Source organism: Burkholderia sp. HI2761 (assembly GCF_002223355.1).
Lineage (GTDB): Bacteria > Pseudomonadota > Gammaproteobacteria > Burkholderiales > Burkholderiaceae > Burkholderia.
Genome location: NZ_NKFN01000002.1, coordinates 163184 through 186477, shown reverse-complemented (window position 1 = coordinate 186477; position 23294 = coordinate 163184). Strand labels below are relative to the sequence as shown.

Below are 23294 nucleotides of genomic sequence, written 5' to 3'. Positions count from 1 at the left end.
CGAAATTGCTGCGCGCGCGGCGCGCTTACCCGCCGAGCGTCTCGATCAGCGCCATTTCACGGCTCGACATCAGCTTCTCGATGTCCATCAGGATCAGCATCCGGCCGTCGACCGTGCCGAGGCCCGTCAGGTACTCGGTCGTCAGCGTCGCGCCGAATTCCGGCGCCGGCATGATCTGGTCGGTCTGCAGCGTCAGCACGTCCGACACGCCGTCGACCACCATCCCGACCACGCGGTTCGACACGTTCAGGATGATCACGACGGTCTGGTGGTCGTACTCGACGCGGCCGAGATGGAACTTGATCCGCATGTCGACGATCGGCACGATGATCCCGCGCAGGTTGATCACGCCCTTGATGAACTCGGGCGCGTTCGCGATGCGCGTGACGCTGTCGTAGCCGCGGATTTCCTGCACTTTCAGGATGTCGATCCCGTATTCCTCGTCGCCGAGCGTGAACACGAGGAATTCCTGGCCCGTTGCGTCGCCGTGTTCCGCAGCGCGGCGGCTGGTTGCCGCGTTCGCCGCGGCCGGATTGATCATTTGGACTTCAGCAGACACGTTTGCCCCCAAATCGGTTGATGGCGAGAGTCAGAACATCGCGAGCTCGGCGCCGGCACGGGCGCCGTGCATCGCACGGGTTTCTCGGTTCAGCGCCGCGACGTCGACGATCAGTGCGACGCTGCCGTCGCCGAGGATGGTCGCCGCCGAGATGCCGTGCACCTTGCGGTAGTTGGTTTCGAGGTTCTTCACGACCACCTGCTGCTGGCCGACCAGCTCGTCGATCAGCATCGCGAAGCGGCGCCCCTCGGTTTCCATGATCGTGACGATCCCCTGCGTCGGGTCGGTGCGCGCTTCCTGGACCGAGAACACCTCGTGCAGCGCGACCAGCGGCAGGTATTCGCCGCGCACGCGCACCACGCGCTCGCCGTTGCCGACCGTGTAAATGTCGTCGTTCGACGGCTGCAGCGACTCCATCACGAAGTTCAGCGGCAGGATGAAGATCTCGCTGCCGACCTTGACCGACATCCCGTCGAGGATCGCGAGCGTGAGCGGCAGCACGATCCGCGTGGTCGTGCCGCGGCCGGCCAGCGACGTGATCTCGACGTGGCCGCCCATCGACTGGATGTTGCGCTTCACCACGTCCATCCCGACGCCGCGGCCCGACACGTCGGTCACCGTCTCGGCGGTCGAGAAGCCCGGCGCGAAGATCAGCTGCCACACTTCGTCGTCGCTGATGTTCTCGGAGATCTGCATACCCTGCTTCGCGGCCTTCGCGAGGATCCGCTCGCGGTTCAGGCCCGCGCCGTCGTCGCTCACCTCGATCACGATGTTGCCGCCGTGATGCGCGGCCGACAGCACGAGCTGGCCGACCGCGTCCTTGCCGGCGGCGACGCGCCGGTCGACGGTTTCGATCCCGTGGTCGAGGCTGTTGCGCACCAGGTGCGTGAGCGGATCGATGATCCGTTCGATCAGGCTCTTGTCGAGCTCGGTCGCCTGGCCGAACGTGACCAGTTCGACCTGCTTGCCGAGCTTGCCGGCGAGGTCGCGCACGAGCCGCGGGAAGCGGCTGAACACGTAGTCCATCGGCATCATGCGGATCGACATCACCGCTTCCTGCAGGTCGCGCGCGTTGCGCTCGAGCTGCGCCATCCCGTTGAACAGGCGGTCGTGCAGCGCCGGATCGAACGCGGTCGCCGTCTCGGCCAGCATCGCCTGCGTGATCACCAGTTCGCCGACGAGGTTGATCAGCTGATCGACCTTCTCGACGCCGACGCGGATCGAGCTGCCTTCGGCGCCGGCCGCGGCCGCCGCGGCCGGGCGTGCGCGCTTGTCGTCGTGATGCGCGGCGACCGGCGCCGCGGGTTCGGCCGGTTGCGGTTGAGCGTGTTGTTGCGGCTGCGGCTGCTGCGCGACCGCGGCCGGCTCGGCCGGCGCCGGTGCCGGAGCAGCCGGTTGCGGTGCGGCAGCCGGCGGTGCGAATACCTCGACGCGTGCGGGCTGCGGGGCGGCCGGCGCTTCAGCCGCGTCGGCAGCCACGGCGGGGGCGCCCTGCGCGACGGCCGGTGCCGCCTGCGCGGCCGGCGCCGTGCCGCGCGCGACGCGGATCTGGCTTTCGTCGATCACGAAGCAGCACACCGCGACGATATCGTCGGACGGCACGTCCGATTCGACCCACAGCGACAGGTCGGCGCCCGCTTCCTCGCGACCGACGATCCGGCCGAGGTTGCCGAGTTCTTCGGTGAGCAGCGCCTGATCCTTCGCGTCGACGCCGACCAGCGTGATCTTCAGGTGCGGGCCGCCGGCGCCGGCGTCGGCCACCGGATGCGCGGCCGCGACGGCCTGCTCGACCACATGGTCGGGTGCGCGGTCGCCGCCGGCGGCGAGCTCGGCGGCCGGCGCCACGGCTGCGGCAACCGGAGCGGCCGGGGCAATCGGCGCCGGCTCGGCTGCGGCAGCAGGCGCACCGCTTTCGGCCTTCAGCCGTTCGAGCTTCGCGCAGATCGTCGCGGCGGCCGCCGCGTCGGGTTCGGCGCTCGCGCGGTAGTCGACGAGCTGGTCGGACAGCACGTCCTTGGTCTCGAGGAACGCATCGACCATGTCCTTGGTCAGCGTCAGCTCATGGTTGCGTGCGCGGTCGAGCAGCGATTCGAGGATGTGGGTCGTATCGGTCAGCGCGGAAAAGCCGAACGTCGCCGCGCCGCCCTTGATCGAATGCGCGGCGCGGAAGATCGCCGCCAGATCCTCGGGATCGGGCGAATCGACGTCGAGATTCAGCAGCAACTGCTCCATCTGCGCGAGCAGCTCGTCCGCTTCGTCGAAAAAGGTCTGGTAGAACTGAGTGATGTCGAGAGTCATGCCCGGTCACCGGTTGAATTCGTCGCGTTCATGTCAGGAGGCAGCCGGCTCGGACAGCGTGGCGACCAGGTCGACCAGCACGCCCGGGTCGATCGGCTTTTCGATCCAGCCGGTCGCACCCGCGTCGCGTGCGGCGTCCTTGAACGCGTCGCTGCCCTCGGTCGTCAGGATGAGGATCGGCGTGTCCGCGTACGCGGTCAGCTTGCGCAGCGCGGCGATCACCTCGAGCCCGCTCTTGCGCGGCATGTTCTGGTCGGTCAGGACCAGGTCGTACGGCGCCGTCGCCGCCATGTCGAAGCCGGCTTCGCCGTCCGGCGCCACCGTCACGTCGTAGCCGGCCTGCGCCAGCGTGGCCTGCAGCAGCGCACGCATGGTCGCGGAGTCGTCGATGGCGAGAATGGTTCGGATCATGTCTGTCTCGGGAACGTCAGGGTTTCGGCGCCACGGCGACGGCGCTCGCCACGACCGGACGCACCGCCGGCGTCCGGCCGCCGAGCTGCTGCGCGAGCAGCTTCGAACCGGCCGCGTCGGCGGACAGCGTCGTCGTCGTCGCGTCGTCGCGCATCAGCGCTTCTTCGGATTTGCGATTCAGCACGATCACGCTGATCCGGCGGTTTTCCGGATCGAGCGGATCGGCCTTGTTCAGGTTCTGCGTCGACGCGAGGCCCAGCACGCGCAGCACTTTCGCCTCGTCCATGCCGCCGGAGATCAGCTCGCGGCGCGACGCGTTCGCGCGATCGGCCGACAGCTCCCAGTTGCTGTAGCCGCCCTCGCCGCCTGCATACGGCACGGCGTCGGTGTGGCCCTGGACGATGATCCGGTTCGGCACGTCGTTCAGCGTCTTGCCGATCTCGCGCAGGATGTCGCGCATGTACGGCTCGACGTGGTCGCTCGACATCGCGAACATCGGCCGCTTCTGCGTATCGACGATCTCGATGCGCAGCCCCATCAGCGTCGAATCGATGCGGATCTGCTGCTTGAACTGGCGCAGCGTCGGATTGGCCTCGATCGCGGCCATCAGCTTGATCTGCAGGTCGTGCAGGCGCGCCTGCTCGAGCCGCTCGAGCGCGCCCTGCGCCTGCGCTTGCGCATGCTCGTCGACCGGCTTCGCGACGCGCTCGGCGAGCGACGTCGTGCCGTCGGTGCGGCGCAGCGTGCCGGCGTCGACGCTCGACAGGTCGCGGCCGCCACCGTTGATGATGCTCGAGTCCTGCGAGCTGCGGTCGCCGCTGCCGAGAATCGCGGCCTTCAGCGGCATGTTGAAGTATTCGGCGATTCCCTTCAGTTGCACCGGCGTGACCGAACTCAGCAGCCACATCAGCAGGAAGAACGCCATCATCGCGGTCATGAAGTCCGCGTACGCGAGCTTCCATGCGCCGCCGTGGTGGCCCTTCTTCGCCGGGGCCACCCGCTTGACGACGATCGCGCGATCCTTGCTCTTGCTCATCGGTCGCTCCGCGTCACTTCGCCTTCACGCGGCGCACATGTTCTTCGAGCTCGGAGAACGACGGGCGCTCGGTCGAGAACAGCACCTTGCGGCCGAACTCGACCGCGATCGCCGGCGCATAGCCGTTCAGCGTCGCGAGAATCGTCACCTTGATGCACTGGAACATCTTGGTCGACTCGGCCACGCGCTGCTCCGCGAGGCTCGCGAGCGGCCCGATCAACCCGTACGACAGCAGGATCCCGAGGAACGTGCCGACCAGCGCCTGCGCGATCATCGCGCCGAGCACCGCGGGCGGCTTGTCGGCCGACGCCATCGTGTGCACGACGCCCATCACCGCCGCGACGATGCCGAACGCCGGCATCGCGTCGCCGACGCGCATCAGCGCATGCGCCGGGCCTTCGCCTTCCGTGTGGTGCGTCTCGATCTCCTCGTCCATCAGGCTCTCGATCTCGAACGCGTTCATGTTGCCGCCCACCATCAGGCGCAGGTAGTCGGTCAGGAATTCGACGATGTGGTGATCGGCGAGGATCTTCGGGTATTGCGTGAAGATCGGGCTCTTTTGCGGATCGTCGATGTCGGCCTCGAGCGTCAGCGTGCCTTCCTTGCGTGCCTTCGCGAGCAGCACGTAAAGAAGCGCCATCAGCTCCATGTAGACGTCCTTCGTGTATTTCGAGCCCTTGAAGAGCGTCGGCAGCACGCGCAGCGTGGCCTTGATGGTCTTGCCGCCGTTGCCGAGGATGAACGCACCGACGCCGGCGCCCACGATCATCAGGATCTCGACCGGCTGGATCAAGGCGCCCAGATGCCCGCCTGCCAGCGCATAACCGCCGAAGACGGACAACAGCGTCACGAGTGTTCCCACGATAATCAGCACTGCCTGTCCCTCACGAAAGACCGGCGGGGAGACCGCCGTTAAACAGGTTTACGGCAGTCGGCAGGAAAACTTTCGCGGCCGCCCGGCGGCGGCCCGACGGTGTTTACCAGCAATGCGCGGACGATTCGCGCGGCCCGCGGGCGTCGCCCGTGCGCCGCTCGCGCCCCGTCCGGCGCGGCGCTCAGGCCGCGGCGGCGGCCAGTTCGGCGCGCGCGGCGGCGGCCTTGCGGGTCTTGCCGGCGCGCGACGGCGGCTGGCAGAGACCGCACACGAAACCTTGATGCGGATCATGCGCATGCGCGACGAAATGGCCGCCGCAGCGCGTGCAGGGCGTCATCTGCAGCATCCCCGAATCGAAGAAGCGCACCAGCGTCCATGCCCGCGTGAGGCTCAGCGCGGCCTCGTCGCCGGACAGGTTCACGTGCTCCTGATAGAGCCGGTACGCCTTCACGATCGACTGGATCGGCTCGCAGCGACCGTGGTCCTGCATGAACCGGTAGATGTTGTAGAACAGCGACGAGTGGATGTTCGGCTGCCACGTCATGAACCAGTCGGTCGAGAACGGCAGCATCCCCTTCGGCGGCGATACGCCCTTCAGTTCCTTGTACAGCTTGATCAGACGGTCCCGCGACAGGCTCGTCTCCGCCTCCAGCAGCTGCAGCCGGGCGCCCAGTTCGATCAGTTCGATGGCGAGGGTGATTTCCTTCACCTCGATCACGACGCTTTTGCTTGCCATGGTGATAACCGTCCGCTTGACGTTACTCGAATGAATGGCCAATACGCTGCCGGCCGGCGGCACGCCGGGACAGACGCAAGGCAGGATGGATCAGCGGACGCCTTCGACCTGCTGCCCGGCCATCAGGATGGCCGAGTGGGCGTGCGCGACGATATCGCTGCGGCCCTTGTCGGCGAGCGACGACAGCAGCGCGTGATCATCGAAGCGGAAGCGGCACAGCATCTGGTTCGACGCGGCCAGCTTCACGGTCTGGGCGAGCGTGAGGTTGGCGAGCACGTCGGCGAGTTCCTGGGAAATGCCCATGCGGAACATGCCCATCGCTTTGTCTTCCCGCAGCAGTCGCTGCGCGAGGAGAAGGTACGACAGGTTGACCTCTTTGATCTCACTGAGCATTTCGCTGGTGGCGCTCATGATTCCCCCGTTAAAAAGCTTTGCTTTGGCCATACGTGTTATGACAACGTTTGCTCGATCAGTGCGCACTGGGCGCTCGGTCGGCTCGTTTATAGTCTTACAGGGCGAATTTTGGCCAAACGGGATTTATGTCGGTATCAGCGAAGTGGCGTATGCCGTGCAGGATTTGTCTGTAAACCGTGTAGGAATTTTTCCGACAAGGCGAATTGAAAGGGACAGTCGGAAAAACGGGTTGCAACGCGAATTCGGCTGCGAGGGGGTCCGATGGCTGCCGCGCGCGTGGCGCAAGGCTTGCCGGCAGGGATGCCGACAATCGGATCGGTAAAAATTATAGTGGTTTTTCACGATAGCGCAACAATAGTTATGGCTGTCGCGATTCACGATTCCCTGCCCTTTTTCTCGGGGTTTTCGCGTATTTCATCGTGTAACAAGCCTTAAGTGTTTGAAAAAACACTCGAACCCCGCAGGGCGATATCGATAATGGAATCCAATGGGCGGCGGCGCGAGCCGTGCCGGCCCGCCCCGCAGCTTGCCGACCGGCGCCCCGCGCACCCCGCCCAAGGCCCGGCCACGTACCGCGAACCGCGTGCGTCGGCAAGTTCCGCAACCTTGTACGGGATCCGCATCGGCGCCGTCGCCGTCGGATCGACACAGGAGATCACCCATGCGAATTGCCCAGATCGCGCCGCTTTACGAAGCCGTTCCGCCGAAACTCTACGGCGGCACCGAGCGAGTCGTGTCCTACCTCACCGAGGCGCTCGTCGAACTCGGCCACGACGTGACGCTGTTCGCCAGCGGTGACTCGGTCACGTCGGCGCGTCTCGAGGCGGCGTGGCCGCGTGCGCTGCGGCTCGACCCGTCGGTCCGCGATTCGATGGCGCCCCATATGCGGCTCCTCGAGCAGGTCGCCCGGGTCGCGCACCAGTTCGACGTGCTGCACTTTCACCTCGACTACCTGCCGTTCCCGCTGATGTCGCGCCTCGACACGCCGTACGTGACGACGCTGCACGGCCGCCTCGACCTGCCGGAACTGCAGCCGGTGTTCGACGCGTTTCCGGATTCGCCGGTCGTGTCGATCTCGAACAACCAGCGCAAGCCGCTGCCGCAGGCCGCGTGGGCCGGCACCGTGTACCACGGGCTGCCCGAGACGCTGCTCACGCCGCAGCCGGACGTGAAGCCCGAATATCTCGCGTTCCTCGGCCGGATCTGTCCCGAAAAGCGTGTCGACACCGCGATCCGCATCGCCGCCCAAAGCGGGCTGCCGCTGAAGATTGCCGCGAAGGTCGACAAGGCCGACGCGGACTACTTCAAGGAAGTGATCGAGCCGCTGCTCGGCGAGGCGCATGTCGAATTCATCGGTGAGATCAACGAAGCGCAAAAGCCGGCGTTCCTGTCCGGGGCGAAGGCGCTGCTGTTCCCGATCGACTGGCCGGAGCCGTTCGGCCTGGTGATGATCGAGGCGATGGCCTGCGGCACGCCGGTCGTCGCGTTCAACCGCGGCTCGGTGCCGGAAGTGATCGAGGACGGCGTGACCGGCTTCATCGTCGAAGACGTGCAGGGCGCGGTCGGTGCGCTGCACCGGATCGACAGCCTGTCGCGCCCCGCGATCCGCGCGCGTTTCGACACGCGTTTCAGCTCGAAGGCCATGGCGCAGCGTTACGTCGAAACTTACGAATCGCTTTGCGCGGCAACCAAGCAACCGGCATTGCGCCGTGTCGCGGGCGCCTGACACGGAAATCCGCACGGAAAATATTCCGGAAAATCCGCGCCGAAATCGGCGCGCAAAACAAAAGAGCCGCATCGTCGATGCGGCTTTTTCTATTCGGCTTTCGGTCACTCGATCAGGAAACGATCGCGGTTTTTACCGACGATCCAATTCGGCGGCTTGCCGCGCCCGCTCCAGGTTGCACCCGACTTCGGATCGCGGTATTTCGGCGGCAGCGGCGCCTTCTTCGGCGGACGCCCGCGCCGTGCCCGCTCCGCGAAGCCCAGATCCTGGGCCGTCAGGCCATACTCGGCAATCAATCGCTGGACATCGGCGATCACGGCTGCCACTTCCTGGCGGCGCACGTCGTCCGCCTGGGCTTGCAGATCGGCGATCTGCGCCTTGAGTTTTGCGTATTGAGACATTTTTCGACTCCCCTTTTCGTTGATGCGGCCCCGGCGAATCCGGCCGGGACACCAACATCCGTTACGTCATCCGCACTGCCGCCCTGCCCTTCGAATAAATGCTGCCATCTTTAACCGGATCGCCTATATCGAGAATGCGGACTTATTCTAATAAAAGGCATTCGTCAGCCATTCAAATTTAACAATCGTTTACCCTCCCGGGCCCGATTCATTTCCTATAATCCAGACCAATTCCAGACGACGGAATAAATCCGTTGCGTCGTCCGGGGTCTTCAACCCACTTGAACGAGGTCCTTACATGAATCTTTCTCAGCGTCTGGCTGCAGAGGTATTCGGCACGTTCTGGCTGGTGCTCGGCGGGTGCGGAAGCGCCGTGCTGGCCGCCGCCTTTCCGGGCCTCGGCATCGGCTTTGCCGGCGTCGCACTCGCCTTCGGCCTGACCGTACTGACGATGGCATTCGCAATCGGCCACATCTCGGGTTGCCACCTGAATCCGGCGGTGAGCGTCGGCCTGACGGTCGCCGGCCGCTTCCCGGCACGCGATCTCGCGCCGTACATCGTCGCGCAGGTCGTGGGCGCCACGCTCGGCGCGTTCGTGCTGTACCTGATCGCAACCGGCAAGCCGGGTTTCGACCTGGTCGGCAGCGGCTTTGCGACGAACGGCTTCGGCGATCGCTCGCCCGGCCATTACTCGCTCGGCGCGGCATTCATCTGCGAAGTCGTGATGACGGGCTTCTTCCTGTTCGTCATCCTTGGGGCGACCGACAAGCGCGCGCCGGCCGGCTTCGCGCCAATCGCGATCGGCCTGTGCCTGACGTTGATTCACCTGATCTCGATCCCGGTCACCAACACGTCGGTGAACCCGGCTCGCTCGACCGGCCCCGCGCTGTTCGTGGGCGGCGACGCGATCGGCCAGCTCTGGCTGTTCTGGGCGGCGCCGCTGATCGGCGCGGTACTCGCAGGGATCATCTACCCGCTGGTCGCCGGACGTGACAACGCCGTCGACCTGCTGCCCGCATCAGCTCGCACCATCGAATAAAACACTACGGGGTCACGCGAGCAGAGCAGCGAGCCTCACGCTGTCGAAGAACATCGAGGCAGGCAATTTCGACGGGCGCCCCTGGCGCCCGTTTTTCATTTCCGCGCGGAAAACGCGCCCGAGGTGGGCGTTCAGGACGCGACGACGTCGTCTTCGAGCGAGAACAGCGTGCGCAGGTGGCGGGCGACGCCCGCGTCGAAGTTGTTGCCGATCCGCGGGATGTGCGGCAGCCGCGCCATCAGGTCGGGGTTCGCGTTGTTCATCATGAATGCATGACCGGCGGTTTCGAGCAGGTCGATGTCGTTCATGTTGTCGCCGAATGCGATGCAGTGGCCGGTGTCGACGCCGAGCCGCGCGAGCACCGTGCGCAACGCGCGCCCTTTCGACACGTTCGCGGTCATCACTTCGAGGCAATCGGGCAGCGAGTACGTGACGTACAGCGTATCGCCGAACTGCACGCGCATCTGCTCGGCAACGACCGCCAGATCGGCCGGTTCGCCGATATACAGCACCTTCGCGATGGCCGCGCCGTCGTGCGCGGCCATGTCGATCACGTCGTACCGGAAGCCCGAATCCCGGTGGAATTCGAGCAGGTGCGGCGCTTCGCGGTCGATCAGCCAGCCGTCGTTGGTGAACAGGTTGACGATCACGCGGCCGTGCGCGCCGACGACTTCCGGCTGCACCAGGCTGCGAACGACCGCTGCGTCGATGTCCTGCGCGTGGATCGTCGTGTCGTCCGGCGCATGCACGCGCGCGCCGTTCGACGTGATCAGGTACGGCCGGATGCCGAGGACATCGCGAATGCCGGCGACGTCCGCGTAATGGCGCCCCGTGGCGATCACGAATTGCACGCCGTCGCGGTCGAGCCGGCGAACGGTGTCGATCGTGTACGGGTCGAGCTGGTGGTCGCTGTTGAGCAGCGTACCGTCGAGATCGGTGGCGATGACTTTGTACATGGGGCTGGAAAGTGGCGCTCGCGGCACGGAGGAAGCGTCATTTTAACGTCGCGCCCGATCGCGCGCCGGGCGGTTCGCGGGGTGGGGCGCCGGGGTGGGTCGCGGGGTGGGTCGCGGGGTGGGTCGCGGGGTGGGTCGCGGGGTGGGTCGCGGGGTGGGTCGCGGGGTGGGTCGCCGGGTGGGTCGCGGGGCGGTTGCCGGCCACGCGCCGCCCGAGGTGTTGCTGCGACGCGGTATCTACCGCGCCCCGCTCTCACCTCAGCGGCTCTCCGCCGCCCGCAACGCCTCCAGCGCGAGCCGCAGCGCACCATGCGCCGAATCGTCGAGCGGCGCGCGCAGCCGTGCGGCGTGCCGCGCCGGCACGGCCGGCGCGAGCGCGTCCGCCAGCCCGCCGCACAGCGCGACCGGCAGCGCCTGCTGCGGATCGAGCGCGTCGATCATCTTGCCGATCTCGTCGCCGGCTTGCGCGATCAACGCGCTCGCGACCGGGTGCGCGCGATGCGCGAACACGATCGGCGCGAGACGCGCGTAGACCGTCTGGTTCGCATCGCACGACCACTGGACGAGCGCGTCGCGATTCTGCGCGCCCGTTTCCGCAAGGAGCGCCGTGGCGAAGGCGTCGCACGGCACGCGGCCGTCGAGCGCCTGTTGCGCATAGGCGAGCGCGCGCACGCCGAGCCACGCGCCGCTCGCCTCGTCACCGGACGGAAAGCCGAAGCCGCCCGCGATCCGGCACGCGCCGGCCGCATCGAGCGCCGCCGCGATGCTGCCGGTGCCGAGCGCGACGATGAGCCCCGGCGCGCCGCCGTGCGCGCCGACGACGGTCGTGTACGCATCGCTCTCGACCGCGAGCGCGCCGAGCGGCGCCTGCGCGCGGAACGCGGCGAGCCACGCCGCGTTGTTGACGCCGGCGAGCCCGCAGCCGAGCGCGCACTGCGACCACTCGAACGCGAAACCGGCCTGCGTGAACGCGTCCGCGCAGGCCGCGCCGATCGACGCCCATGCGCGCTCGATACCGAGACCGAGCCCTGACGGGCCGCCGCGCCCCTGCGCCAGCTCGCGCCCGTGCCGGTCGGCCAGCACCGCGCGCGTGCCCGTGCCGCCGCCGTCGATGCCGATCGCAAAAAGTAATGCCGCCATGCCTTCATCCCGCTGATTCGAACAGGCGCCAAGCTTAACCGGATCGGCGCCGCGCGCCCATCTGCCGTTCGGCCGGCTATCCCGCTCAAAGGGCTTCCGCTATGCTGGCGCGATCGAATCGACACTGAAAACGAGGCAGACGATGTCGCAGCGGTGCAACTGGGTGAAGACGGAAGCGGACGCTCACTATCACGATACCGAGTGGGGCGTGCCGTCGCACGACGATCGCCACCTGTTCGAAATGCTGATCCTGGAAGGCGCGCAGGCCGGGCTGTCGTGGTCGACGATCCTGAACAAGCGCGCGGGCTACCGCGAAGCGTTCGCCGATTTCGACGTCGACGCCGTCGCGCGCTTCACGCCCAAGCGCATCGAGACATTGCTGGAGAACCCGGGCATCGTGCGCAACCGCGCGAAGGTCGAATCGGCGGTGACCAACGCGCGCGCGGTGCAGCGCATCCGCGAAGAGCACGGGTCGCTCGCCGCGTTCCTGTGGTCGTTCGTCGGCGATACGCCGGTCCAGAACGCGTGGCAGTCGTACCGCGACGCTCCCGCGTCGACCGAGCAGTCCGACGCACTCAGCAAGGCGCTGAAGGCGTACGGCTGCAAGTTCGTCGGCTCGACAATCTGCTATGCGCTGATGCAGGCGACCGGCATGGTCAACGATCACGAAGCCGGTTGCCCGTGCCACGCGCAATGCGCGGCGCTCGGCGGCAAGCAGCCGGCACGCCGGCGCAAGACAGGCTGACAACGCAGGGGGCCACTCGGCGCGGGCGTAGGCGCGCGCCGGCGCCGCGTGGCCGCCGCTCTCGCGTGCCTAGCCGCCTCGTTCGCGCATGCGGACGATTCGCCCGCTCACCGCCCGCCCACCGCCGGGCCTCGGCAGTCGGCGGGAACACCCCCGGGATTTTCCCGGCCTGCAAAAGCAAAACGGCGGAGTGGCCTCTTCCGAGGCACACTCCGCCGTTTCGCGGCGAACCGGCAGACGCTCTTAGTGGAGCTTCTTCGGCAGCATCTGGCTGCGCAGACGCTTGTGCAGGCGCTTGACGGCTGCTGCCTTCTTGCGCTTGCGGACTGCGGTCGGCTTTTCGTAAGACTGGCGCTCACGCAGTTCAGCGATCAGGCCATTTTTTTCGATAGCGCGACGAAAGCGGCGAATCGCCACTTCGAACGGCTCGTTTTCTTTCAGAAGAATCGTCGTCATGTCGTTCCTAAATTGCTTAAACGGTCAAAAACGTAGCGGCCAAGCGCCACGCACCGGCCATCCGAGCGTCCCCCACAACAGGCGAAACGAGCGGAAATACGGCCTCGGAGGCCGGAAAAGAGAGGCGGAAAGCACCGCGAGTACGCTTCACAACCGCGTGCAGCGCCGCGTTTGACTGTCAGCAGACATGCCGAAACCGGCAAAGGCGTGACAGAAAATCTCAATTCAGCCCGCCATCATAGCAGGGAATCACAGATAAAACCACCCTTTTGTCGGTCGCGGGCAAACGTTCCGCCCAACCGCGCGATTCTCGCGCCACGGCCGCCACGCCGCCCGCCATGCCCCGTGCGCCTTCCCGGCGAAACCGGCCCTTCGGTCCCGAATTTCCTCAAACATCCCTCTAAAGTTTTCGCCGGGTGCCGCCGTCAACCAGGAAAGGCGGGCAGCGCCAGACGCAAAAAGCGCCACGCCGAAATCAGAACCTGTCTGTATCTCAGGCATTTTCCAAAACGAGGAAGCAAATGCTGAACATCAACACCAACATCCTTTCGCTGACGACGCAGACGAATCTGTCGGGCTCGCAAAGCGCACTGTCGCAAGCAATCAACCGCCTGTCGTCGGGCAAGCGCATCAACACCGCTGCTGACGATGCAGCAGGCCTGGCGATCTCGACGTCGCAAACGGCGGCAATCAATGCGCTGACGCAAGGTGTTGCAAACGCGAACAACGGCATCTCGATGATCCAGACCGCCAACGGCGCGCTGCAATCGACGGTCGACAACCTGCAGCGTATCCGTACGCTGGCGCAACAAGCGGGCGACGGCTCGCTGGATTCGAGCGCTCGCGCGAACCTGCAAGCTGAAGTGACGACGCGTCTCAGCGAAATCGACCGTGTCGCATCGCAAACGACGTTCAACAGCCAGACCATCCTGGGCGGCGCCGGCAGCGTCACGTTCCAGATCGGCGCAGCAGCGAACCAGGTCGTTACCGTCGACTTCGGCACGGCGAACTGGAACAGCACGGGCATGAGCGTGAACAGCCTGAGCGTCGCCACCCAGTCGGGCGCGCAATCGGCGATCACGGCGATCGACGCGGCACTGAAGCAAGTCAACACGTTCCAGGCAACGCTGGGCGCAGCACAGAACACGTTCCAGGCTGCGATCTCGACGACGCAAACCCAGGCAACCAACATGACCGCCGCTCGCTCGCAGATCACCGACGCGGACTTCGCGACGGAAACGGCGAACCTGAGCAAGGCTCAAGTGCTGCAACAAGCTGGTATCTCGGTTCTGGCGCAAGCGAACTCGCTGCCGCAGCAAGTCCTGAAGCTCCTCGGCTAATCGAGCAGCACCCGCGGCGGGCCACGTGCCCGCCCGCCTCCGGGCACGGCGGCGTCGCCATGCGACGCATCGCGACGCCGCCGAAACCGCCCAGACCGGAATTCTCCAGGGAGGCACGCCTCCCTCTTTGCATTGAACCGCGGCGCCCCGCCGCATCGCGCACGTTGATTGCGCGGACGACCGGAGCAACGGCATGGCCACCACCCCCGTCAGCAGCACGGACATCAGCACCATCCTGGCGAATGCAGGTCAATCGATCATCAGCGGCGCGACCAATTCGACGCTCGACGTCAATACGCTCGTCACGACGCTGGTGAACGCGAAGACGGCCGGGCAATTGCAGGCCCTGCAGACCCGACAGACGAACGACAATACGCAGCTGTCCGCGATCGGCCAGCTGAAGGGCGCGCTGTCCGCGCTGCAGACCGCGCTCACCGGCCTCTCGGACGGCACCGCGCTCGGCAGCCTCGCCGCGACGGCGAGCGGCACGGGCATCGCGACGACGATCAAGAGCGGCAGCGGCGCGGTGGCCGGTTCGTATTCGGTCAATGTCACGCAGCTCGCGACCGCCAACAAGCTGTCGTCGGCCGGCGTGACGTCGGCGGACACGATCTCGGCCGGTTCGCTGAGCATCACCTTCGGCAGCAACCCCGCGTTCAACGTCAACGTGGCGGCCGGCGCATCGCTGTCCGACATCGCGTCGTCGATCAACTCCGCGTCCGGCAATGCCGGCGTCACCGCGTCGGTCATCACCGGTTCGGACGGCCAGCATCTCGTGATGCAGTCGAACGTCACCGGTGCAGCCAACACGATCTCGATCACGGGCACCGGCGTCAACTCGAAACTGACGTCGGGGTACACGACGGTCACGTCGGCCGCCGACGCGAAGCTGACGATCGACGGCACGCCGGTGTCGAGCGCGTCGAACAACGTGTCGGGCGCGCTGACGGGTGTCACGCTGGCGCTGTCGCAGGCCGCGGTCGGCACGACGCAAACCATCACGCTGTCGCAGGACACGGCCGCGGCGACGACCGCGATCAACAATTTCGCGACCGCGTATACCAACTTCGTGAATACCGCGAAATCGCTGTCGAGCTACGACTCGACCGCGAAGACCGCCGGCCCGCTGCTCGGCGACGCGATGCTGAACACGATCAGGAGCGCACTCGCGACGACGCTCAGCAGCGGCGTCACGACGGGCGGCACGACCTATGCGCTCGGCAGCATCGGCATCAACGTGGACTCGACCGGCGCGATGTCGGTCGACACCGCCGCGCTGACCACCGCGCTCAAGTCGAACAGTTCCGCGGTGACGGCGATCTTCAACCAGACGAACGGCATCGCCCAGGCGCTCAATGCGAACATCAACTCGTACACGCAGACGTCCGGCCTGATCGACCAGCGCACCAACGCGATCAACGCCGATCTGAAGAGTGTGCAGGGTCAGGCGACGCAGCTGCAGAGCTACTCGGACCAGTTGACCAAGCAATACAATGCGCAATTCACCGCGCTGAACACGCTGATGGCGACGATGGCGAACAACACCCGCTACCTGACCCAGCTGTTCGGCGGCCAGAACAGCGCCGGCGCGATGGCCAACAACAAGTAAGCGTTGGCCGCCCCCTTCGGAGCAGAACCATGACGAACGACACCCTGTCCCGCGCCTTCGACCTGACCCGTGCCATGCAGTCGGCGGCCGATGCGCGCGACTGGGTGCGCGTCGCGGCCCTCGCCGACGAACGCTCGCCGCTGCTGATGAACCTGTCCGGCGAGCAGACCCCGGACGTGCTGGACCAGGTGCGGCAGATCATGGCGATCGACGCGTCGATCACGGAGCATGCGCAGACGGACCGTGACCGCCTGGCTGCGGAATTTGCGCAGTCCCGGGAGCGGATCAAGGCCGCGAGCCAGTACCAGAAAGCCGGCATGCTGTGACCGGCCGGGCGTCTCGCCCGCCGCGCATTTCGAATTAAAAGACGCCGCCAGTCGAGCGGTCCGTTGTCGCCGTACCGTCGAGCCGCTTCAATGCGGCTTTTTTTTCGCGTGCAAGCGGGAGCGCGAGCCGGATCGCGCCGGCTACGCCCGCGTCGCCCGCTCGCCGGCCGCGTCGATCATCTCGGGCGGCCGGCCCGACGATGCGCGAGCGCGGCTTCCAGCCGTGGCGCGATCCCGCTCGTCACGCGTCCCGGGGCGCCGTCTCGCCGGCCGCGTAGCGGGTCCACATGCCGTGCAGCGCGTCCTCGAGGTTGCGTGCGAAGCGCGACGCATCGCACAGCGGCGACGCCAGCGCGCGCTCGCGCAGCGTTGCACGCAGCGTCGCCAGCCCGTCGCGGTCGCGCGCGAACGCGACGGCCTTCGCGAGGTACGCGTCCTCGTCTTCCGCGATCCAGTCGCCCATGCCCGCCGCGTGCAGCAGGCTTTCGCAAATGTGCGTGACGAACCGGCCGCCCTTCATCCCGAGCACCGGCACGCCCATCCACAGCGCTTCGGCCGTGGTCGTGCCGCCCGGGTACGGGAACGGGCTCAGCGCGATGTCGATGCGGTTATACGCGGCGAAGTACTCCGCACGCGGCGAACCGCCTTCGAGAATCAGCCGATCCGCGCCGATGCCGTGCCGCGCGAAGCGGTCGAGCGTCGCCTGGTTCACGTCGCCGGCGCCGAGCTCATGGGCCTTCAGCAGCAGGCGTGCGTCCGGCAGTGCGTGCAGGATGCGCGACCACAGCGCGACGACCTCGTCGCTGATCTTGATCAGCTTGCCGAAGCAGCCGAACGTGACGCCGCCATGAGCCGCCATCGGCAGCGGGCCGACTGCGACATCGTACGGCGGCGGCGTGAAGCATAGGTAGCTGTCCGGCAGCCGCCACGGCCGCTCGGTGAAGTGATGCGCCTCGTCGGCCGGTAGCGTATACGCATCGCCGATGAAATAGTCGATCGCGCGGCAACCGGTCGTCGCGAAGAAACCGAGCCAGCTCGCCTGCACCGGCGCGGGCTTGTGCCCGAAGATCGGCAGGCCGCTCCAGTTGGTATGGCCTGCCATATCGATCAGGATGTCGATGCCGTCGTCGCGAATCAGTTGCGCGGCCTCCTCGCGGCCCAGGCTGACCACCTTCTTCCAGCTCGCGAAGTTCGGCCTGAGCCGCGCGGTCACGTCGTCCTCGCCGACGAAGGTCACATAGGCATGCGGCTCGATGCGCGACCGGTCTATCCGCGCGAGCACGCTTTCCAGGAAGATGCCGACCGGGTGCTGGCGCAGGTCGCCCGACACGAAGCCGACGCGCAGCGGCCGCCCCTGCGCCTGCGCGACGCGCTGCGCGCGGTCGTGCTCGAACGGATGCGCGTCGCGCTCGAGATGCTCGCCGTAGCGGCGCGCTTCGGCGACCCACTCCTGCGGCTCGAACGCGGGTGAGCTCGACATGTTGAACAGCATCCGCGAGTACGCGCGATGCAGGTCGTGCCGGATCGCCGAGCGGAACGCATCCAGCGCGCCGGCGAGATCCCCTTTCGCCCACAGGATGTCACCGAGCGTCATCTGGACCTTCAGCGGATCGATGCCGAGCGCCCTCGCGATCTCGGTGTGCTTCATCGCCTCGTCGAGCTTCTCGAGCCGAAACAGCGCGGCGGCGAGATTGTGATGCGCGTCGGCGTCGTCCGGGTTCAGGTCGATCGCATGCCGATGGCTCAACTCCGCGGCGGCCAGCAAGTTGAGGTTGTGATACGCGAAGCCGAGGAAGTTGTATGCGTCGGCCAGTTCGGGATCGACCTCGATCGCACGCCGGCACACCTGCACCGCCTGCCCGTATTCGCCCTGCTGGTTGCGCAAATCGCCGAGCCACGCCCATGCCTGTGCATGCGCGGGGTCGATCGCGACCGCCTGCTCGAGCAGTTCGAGCGCCTTGTCGAAATCGCCGATGCGCTGCAGCAACCTTGCCAGCACGCAGTGCGCGTCTGCGTCGCCCGGATCGAGCCCTTCGCGCGCATGGTCGATCGCGCCGTGCAGATCGCCGGCCGCGCGCAGCGTCGCGCTCAGCCCCCGGTGCGCGACACGGAAGCCCGGTTGCAGCGCGATGGCGCGGCGATAGGCATCCGCGGCATCGTCGAATTTATCCTGCGCATGCAGCGCGTTGCCGAGATTGCAGTACGCATCCGCGTACTGCGGCTGGTGCGCGACGGCCTTGGCGTAGCTCGCGGCCGCCGCTTCGTGCTCGCCCAGGTCCTGCAGCGCATTGCCGAGGTTGTTGTACGCCTGCGCATAGCCGGGGCGCAGCTCAATCGCGCGCGCGCAGCTCTGCATCGCGGCCGCCGGCTCGCGTGCGTCGCGCAACGCGTTGCCGAGGTTGTTGTGCGCCTCCGGATAGTCCGGCCGCAGCGCCACCGCGCGCCGATAGTGCGCGATCGCGTCGTCGAGCCGGCCGCTTTCGCGCAGCATGTTGCCCAAGTTGTTGAAGTACGACGCATCCGGCCGCTCGACGAGCGATTGCTCCATCAGCGCGAGCCCCGCGTCGTACTGCTTCAGCTGGCATGCGAGCAGCCCGAGGAAATGCAATGCATCCGGCTGGCCCGGCTGCGCGGTGAGAATCGCGTCGTACAGTGTCTTCGCTTCCGCGAGACGCCCCGCCTGATGATGCGCGAGCGCGGACTGCAGCGTGTCGTGGATATCGTTCATGCTTCCTGCTCCGAGTTCGTATAGCGTTGCCACATGGCGAGGAACGCCGCTTCGAGATGCGCCGCGAACCGGCGCGCGTCGCACAACGGCGACGCGAGCAGCTGCGCACGCAGGCTCGCGCGCAGCGCCGCGAGGCGCTCGCGATCGTGCACCGCCGCGATCGCCTTCGCGACATAGCTGTCCTCGCCGTCAGCGACCCATTCGCCCATGCCCGCCGCGTGCAGCACGCTTTCGCAGATGTGCGTGACAAAGCGTCCGCCCTTCATGCCGAGCACCGGCACACCCATCCACAGCGCTTCGGCCGTGGTCGTGCCGCCCGGATACGGGAACGGGCTCAGCGCGACGTCGATGCGGTTATATGCGCGGAAGTATTCCGCGCGCGGCGAACCGCCCTCGAGGATCAGCCGGTCCGCGTCGATGCCATGCCGCGCGAAGCGCGCGGCGGTCGCGTCGCGCACGCCCTCGCGACCGAGTTCGTGCGCCTTGAGCAGCAGCCGCGCGTTCGGCAGCGCGTGCAGGATGCGCGACCACGCGCGCACGACGTCGTCGCCGATCTTCACGAGCTGGCCGAAGCAACCTAACGTCGGATGGCCGCTCGCCGCCATCGGCAGCGGGCCGACCTCGACGTCGCAGGCCGGCGGCGTGAAGCACAGGAAGCTGTCCGGCAGCCGCCACGGCTTCTCGACGAAGTGATGCGCTTCGGCGTCCGGCAGCGTGTAGCGGTCGCCGATGAAGTAGTCGATCGCGTCGCAGCCGGTCGATGCGAAGAAACCGAGCCAGCTCGCCTGCACCGGCGCGGGTTTCCAGCCGAACACCGGGAGCCCGCTCGACTGCGTATGGCCCGCGAGGTCGACGAGAACGTCGATTTCGTCGTCGTGGATCATCCGCGCGGCCACGTCCGGACCCAGCGCGGCGATCGAGCGCCAGCCGTTCGCGTGCGGCTTCAGTTTCGCGGTGATCGCGTCCTCCTCGTCCGTGGTCACGTACACGCGCAGGTCGATGCGCGTGCGCTCGAGGTGCGCGAGCACGCTTTCCAGGAAGATCCCGACCGGGTGCAGGCGCAGGTCGCCGGACACGAAGCCGACGCGCAGCGGCCGCCCTTGCGCGCGCGCGCGCCGCTCGCGCGGATCGTGCGCATGGCGCGTCGAACGCGCGGCCAGGTGCCGGCCGTAGCGCCGCGCGTCGGCCAGATAGTCGGGGGGGTTCACGCAAGCGGACGCCGCCGCGCTGAACAGCAGCCGGTTCAGCACGGTCGCCGCCACGTCGTCGGCATCGTCGCGCACCAGCGCAAGCGCGTCGCGATACGCGTGAACCGCGGCATCGACGTTGCCCTGCGCGCGCAGGATGTCGCCGAGATTGACGTGCATCAACACGGCCGGCGGGCCGGCCTGCAACGCCTGCCGGCAATACACGAGCGCCTCGTCGAGCCGCTGCAGCTTCAACAGCACGACGGACAGGTTGTGGCACGCGCCGGCGTCCGCCGGATTGAGCGTGACGGCCGTGCGATGGCACGCTTGCGCATCCTCGAGCCGGTTCAGTCCGTGATACGCGTTGCCCGCGTGGTTATGTGCGTCGCCGAGGTTCGGCGCGTGCCGGATCGCGTCCTGCGCATGCGCGAGCGCTTCCGCGCAGCGCAGTTGCTTGTGACGCACGGCGCTCAGGTTCGCATGGGCCATCGCCATCGACGCATCCAGCTCGATCGCGCGGCCGTAATGCGCGGCGGCGCCATCGAGGTCGCCCAGATCCTGCAGCGCATTGCCGAGGTTGTTGTACGCCTGCGCATAGCCGGGGCGCAGCTCAATCGCGCGCGCGCAGCTCTGCATCGCGGCCGCCGGCTCGCGTGCGTCGCGCAACGCGTTGCCGAGGTTGTTGTGCGCCTCCGGATAGTCCGGCCGCAGCGCCACCGCGCGCCGATAGTGCGCGATCGCGTCGTCGAGCCGGCCGCTTTCGCGCAGCATGTTGCCCAGGTTGTTGAAGTACGACGCGTCCGGCCGCTCGACGAGCGATTGCTCCATCAGCGCGAGCCCCGCGTCGTACTGCTTCAGCTGGCACGCAAGCAGCCCGAGGAAATGCAGCGCATCCGGCTGGCCCGGCTGCGCGGTGAGAATCGCGCCGTACAGCGTCTTCGCTTCCGCGAGACGCCCCGCCTGATGATGCGCGAGCGCCGCCTGCAATGCCTGTCCTGTTCCGCCCATCTCGTCTGTCCTGCTCAATAGGGATGCGGTTCGCGTCGGAAGTCGATCGGCCTGCCGCCGTGCCGATCATCACGGCCGGCGCCGCAATCCCATCGCGCGCCATCCCGACGACGGTGTCGCGCACGCGCCGCCGGTCGGCATGACGATCGCGTCGGCCGGCGCGGTGTTCGGCGCGAGGGGCGCCATGTTCCGCTTGCCGCCAACGTGGAAATGCCCACGCACGTCAAGTCGCGAGCGGCCTCACACGGTTGCGGCCGGCGTGGCTTCGACGTGCTGCGCCCACATGCCGTGCAGTGCGTCCTCGAAGTGGCGCGCGAAGCGGGGCGCGTCGCACAGCGGCGACGCGAGCACCTGCGCGCGCAGCGTCGTGCGCCGCGCCGCCAGCTCGGCAGGCTGGCCGACCTGCGCGACGGCCTTCGCGACATACGCGGCGTCGTCGTCCGCGATCCACTCGGGCAGCCGCGCCGAATGCAGCAGGCTCTCGGCGATGTGCGACAGGAAGCGCTCGCCGCGCCGGCACAGCACGGGCACGCCCATCCACAGCGCTTCGGCGGTCGTCGTGCCGCCCGGATACGGGAACGGGCTCAGCATCAGGTCGACACGCCCGTACGCGGCCAGATATTCGGCGCGCGGCGAGCGGCCTTCGAGGATCAGGCGCTGCGCGTCGATGCCGTGCGCAGCGAAGCGCGCGGCAAGCGCCTGCTGCTCGCGCGGATCGTCGAGATGCTCGGCCTTCACGAACAGCTTCGCGCCCGTGACCGATTGCAGCACGCGCGACCAGACCGCGACGACGTGATCGGTGATCTTCGCGAGCTTGCCGAAATAGCCGAAGGTCGGATGGCCGTTCGCGAGCATCGGCAGCGCGCCGACGTCGACAGGCTCGGCCGGCGGCGTGAAGCACAGATAGCTGTCCGGCAGGTGCCACGGCCGCTCGGTGAAATGCGCGGCCTCGGCGGGCGGCAGCACGTGACGGTCGCCGATCACGTAGTCGATCGCGCCCACGCCGGTGCTCGCGAAATAACCGGGCCAGCTCGCCTGCAGCGGCGCCGGCTTCCACGCGAACAACGGCAGGCGGTTGTAGACCGTGTGGCCCGCCGCGTCGAGCAGCACGTCGATGCGGTCCGCGCGGACACGCGCAGCCGCCGCTTCGTCGCTCAGGCCGGCGATGCTGGTCCATGTCGAGAAGGCCGGCTTGATGCGGGCGGTCACGTCGTCCTCGACGTCGCGCGTCGGGTACGCATGCATCTCGATCCGGTTCGCGTCGAGATGCTTCAGCATGCTCTCGATGAAATAGCCGACCGGATGCGACTTCAGGTCGCCCGACACGATGCCGATCTTCAGCGGCCGCCCGCCCCGGGGAGCCAGGTCGACGAGCCAGTCCGTCCACGGCTTCGCGCAGCGCGTGACGAGTTCGTCGTAGCGCGCGGCCTCGGCGAGATAGGCGTCGTGGTCGAACGCTTCGCTGAAGTGGCTCGCGAACAGCAGGTTGCTGCGCGGCTCCGGCAGTTCGGGGCGCAGCGCGACCGCGTGCCGGTAAGCCTCGAGCGCGGCCGGAATCTCGTTCAGGTCGAACAGCGCATTCGCAACGTTGTTGTAGGCCTGGCCGTTGTCCGGCTTCAGCGCAATGGCCTGGCAGAACGCATCGACGGCCGCGCGGACGTCGCCGGCGAGCCGCAGCGCGTTGCCGAGGTTGTTGTACGCATCGACGTAGTCGGGTCGCAGCTCGATTGCGAGACGGAAGCACTCGGCGGCGGCGGCGTAACGGTTGTCCGCCTGCATCACGTTGCCGAGGTTGTAGTAGTACATCGCGTCCGGCCGGATCTCGATCGCCGCCATGATCAGGTCGGATGCCTCCTGATAGCGCCCGTACTGATGGCCGATCAGGCCGAGGAGGTGAAGCGCGTCCGCGTGCCGGGGATCGGTGTCGAGGATCTGCCGGTACAGCGTCTCGGCCTCTTCCAGCCGTTCGGCCTGATGGTGCGCCAGCGCCTGTTCGATCGTGGCGGCGGCGGGGGAGGTGAGCATCATGAGCTATGTCGTCCTGGTAGCCAATACGGGATTCGAATCGCGGCCGGCGCCGCTGCGTCGGCACACGTCTTCGCCCGCGGACGCACGCATCGACGGTCTCCGACGTGTCCGAATTCTCCACGCGCACGCCGCGTTCCAATTTGGCGAGCAGGTGCTGGAATTGGTCGCTATTCCCGCGACTGCAAGCCGCGCCCGCGGGCGCCCCGAATTCGCGCCGGACACGCGCGCATCCATCGAAATGCGGGGTGAAACCACCCGCTAATCCGACATTCGATCC

21 protein-coding genes are annotated in these 23294 nt (G+C 67.2%); 7 read left to right on the top strand and 14 right to left on the bottom strand.

The genetic code is table 11. The features are described 5' to 3' along the window. Positions 1-25 precede the first annotated feature (25 nt). The 7 genes from cheW to flhD all read right to left on the bottom strand — a co-directional run bounded on the left by cheW (position 26) and on the right by flhD (position 6325). Positions 26-541 carry a chemotaxis protein CheW gene (gene cheW / locus CFB46_RS05020; RefSeq protein WP_027783231.1) on the bottom strand — a complete coding sequence of 172 codons (516 nt, stop codon included), beginning with the start codon at positions 539-541 and terminating at the stop codon, positions 26-28. A gap of 48 nt (positions 542-589) precedes the next feature. Further along, positions 590-2857 (bottom strand): chemotaxis protein CheA, encoded by a 2268-nt coding sequence (gene cheA / locus CFB46_RS05015; RefSeq protein ID WP_089499416.1) that lies wholly within the window; start codon positions 2855-2857, stop codon positions 590-592. Positions 2858-2890: 33 nt separating this feature from the next. Next, positions 2891-3268 carry a response regulator gene (locus CFB46_RS05010; RefSeq protein WP_027783229.1) on the bottom strand — a complete coding sequence of 126 codons (378 nt, stop codon included), beginning with the start codon at positions 3266-3268 and terminating at the stop codon, positions 2891-2893. A gap of 16 nt (positions 3269-3284) precedes the next feature. Further along, entirely contained in the window at positions 3285-4304 is a 1020-nt protein-coding gene (gene motB, locus CFB46_RS05005) for a flagellar motor protein MotB (protein WP_027783228.1), read from the bottom strand. 13 nt (positions 4305-4317) lie between these two features. Further along, positions 4318-5178 (bottom strand): flagellar motor stator protein MotA, encoded by an 861-nt coding sequence (gene motA / locus CFB46_RS05000; RefSeq protein ID WP_027783227.1) that lies wholly within the window; start codon positions 5176-5178, stop codon positions 4318-4320. A 181-nt stretch (positions 5179-5359) separates the two neighbouring features. After that, on the bottom strand, positions 5360-5914 hold the full coding sequence (gene flhC, locus CFB46_RS04995; RefSeq protein WP_011350591.1) for a flagellar transcriptional regulator FlhC: 555 nt from the start codon (positions 5912-5914) through the stop codon (positions 5360-5362). Positions 5915-6004: 90 nt separating this feature from the next. Beyond that, positions 6005-6325, bottom strand: a complete 321-nt coding sequence (flhD, locus tag CFB46_RS04990; RefSeq protein WP_027783226.1) for a flagellar transcriptional regulator FlhD — start codon at positions 6323-6325, stop codon at positions 6005-6007. Positions 6326-6989: 664 nt separating this feature from the next. On the opposite strand from flhD, the gene CFB46_RS04980 reads away from it, so the two are divergent. Then, positions 6990-8054 (top strand): glycosyltransferase family 4 protein, encoded by a 1065-nt coding sequence (locus tag CFB46_RS04980; RefSeq protein ID WP_089499414.1) that lies wholly within the window; start codon positions 6990-6992, stop codon positions 8052-8054. Between the two features lie 104 nt (positions 8055-8158). On the opposite strand, the gene CFB46_RS04975 is transcribed toward CFB46_RS04980, so the two are convergent. Then, entirely contained in the window at positions 8159-8455 is a 297-nt protein-coding gene (locus CFB46_RS04975; RefSeq protein WP_027783224.1) for an H-NS histone family protein, read from the bottom strand. Positions 8456-8753: 298 nt separating this feature from the next. Between CFB46_RS04975 and aqpZ the strand changes: the two genes are divergently transcribed. After that, positions 8754-9494 (top strand): aquaporin Z, encoded by a 741-nt coding sequence (gene aqpZ, locus CFB46_RS04970; protein WP_089499413.1) that lies wholly within the window; start codon positions 8754-8756, stop codon positions 9492-9494. 131 nt (positions 9495-9625) lie between these two features. On the opposite strand, the gene CFB46_RS04965 is transcribed toward aqpZ, so the two are convergent. Further along, positions 9626-10450: a Cof-type HAD-IIB family hydrolase gene (locus tag CFB46_RS04965; protein ID WP_027783222.1), complete on the bottom strand. Its 825-nt coding sequence runs from the start codon at positions 10448-10450 to the stop codon at positions 9626-9628. A 258-nt stretch (positions 10451-10708) separates the two neighbouring features. Further along, complete coding sequence (locus CFB46_RS04960; protein WP_089499412.1) at positions 10709-11590, bottom strand: BadF/BadG/BcrA/BcrD ATPase family protein; 882 nt, start codon at positions 11588-11590, stop codon at positions 10709-10711. Positions 11591-11732: 142 nt separating this feature from the next. Here CFB46_RS04960 and CFB46_RS04955 point away from each other — a divergent pair, with 142 nt between their 5' ends. Further along, positions 11733-12335, top strand: a complete 603-nt coding sequence (locus CFB46_RS04955) for a DNA-3-methyladenine glycosylase I (RefSeq protein ID WP_089499411.1) — start codon at positions 11733-11735, stop codon at positions 12333-12335. A 243-nt stretch (positions 12336-12578) separates the two neighbouring features. On the opposite strand, the gene rpsU is transcribed toward CFB46_RS04955, so the two are convergent. After that, a complete protein-coding gene (gene rpsU / locus CFB46_RS04950; protein ID WP_006401410.1) occupies positions 12579-12791 on the bottom strand; it encodes a 30S ribosomal protein S21 in 213 nt (70 codons plus the stop codon). Positions 12792-13312: 521 nt separating this feature from the next. Here rpsU and CFB46_RS04945 point away from each other — a divergent pair. From CFB46_RS04945 to CFB46_RS04935, 3 genes are all read left to right on the top strand, one after another. Continuing rightward, positions 13313-14131 carry a flagellin domain-containing protein gene (locus CFB46_RS04945; RefSeq protein WP_027783219.1) on the top strand — a complete coding sequence of 273 codons (819 nt, stop codon included), beginning with the start codon at positions 13313-13315 and terminating at the stop codon, positions 14129-14131. Between the two features lie 193 nt (positions 14132-14324). Further along, entirely contained in the window at positions 14325-15740 is a 1416-nt protein-coding gene (gene fliD, locus CFB46_RS04940) for a flagellar filament capping protein FliD (RefSeq protein ID WP_089499410.1), read from the top strand. A 29-nt stretch (positions 15741-15769) separates the two neighbouring features. After that, entirely contained in the window at positions 15770-16066 is a 297-nt protein-coding gene (locus CFB46_RS04935) for a flagellar protein FliT (RefSeq protein ID WP_027783217.1), read from the top strand. 241 nt (positions 16067-16307) lie between these two features. Here the strand turns inward: CFB46_RS04935 and CFB46_RS04930 are convergent, their stop codons facing one another. From CFB46_RS04930 to CFB46_RS04920, 3 genes are all read right to left on the bottom strand, one after another. Continuing rightward, positions 16308-18794, bottom strand: a complete 2487-nt coding sequence (locus CFB46_RS04930) for a tetratricopeptide repeat protein (RefSeq protein WP_027783216.1) — start codon at positions 18792-18794, stop codon at positions 16308-16310. Then, entirely contained in the window at positions 18791-20989 is a 2199-nt protein-coding gene (locus tag CFB46_RS04925; RefSeq protein ID WP_089499409.1) for an O-linked N-acetylglucosamine transferase family protein, read from the bottom strand. The genes CFB46_RS04930 and CFB46_RS04925 overlap by 4 nt, the downstream gene beginning before the upstream one ends. 240 nt (positions 20990-21229) lie before the next feature. Then, positions 21230-23017, bottom strand: coding sequence for an O-linked N-acetylglucosamine transferase, SPINDLY family protein (locus CFB46_RS04920; RefSeq protein WP_089499408.1), 1788 nt, complete (start codon positions 23015-23017; stop codon positions 21230-21232). On the opposite strand from CFB46_RS04920, the gene CFB46_RS04915 reads away from it, so the two are divergent. After that, a complete protein-coding gene (locus CFB46_RS04915; protein ID WP_027783213.1) occupies positions 23016-23279 on the top strand; it encodes a hypothetical protein in 264 nt (87 codons plus the stop codon). The two genes, CFB46_RS04920 and CFB46_RS04915, sit on opposite strands and share 2 nt — an antisense overlap. Positions 23280-23294: the final 15 nt, after the last annotated feature.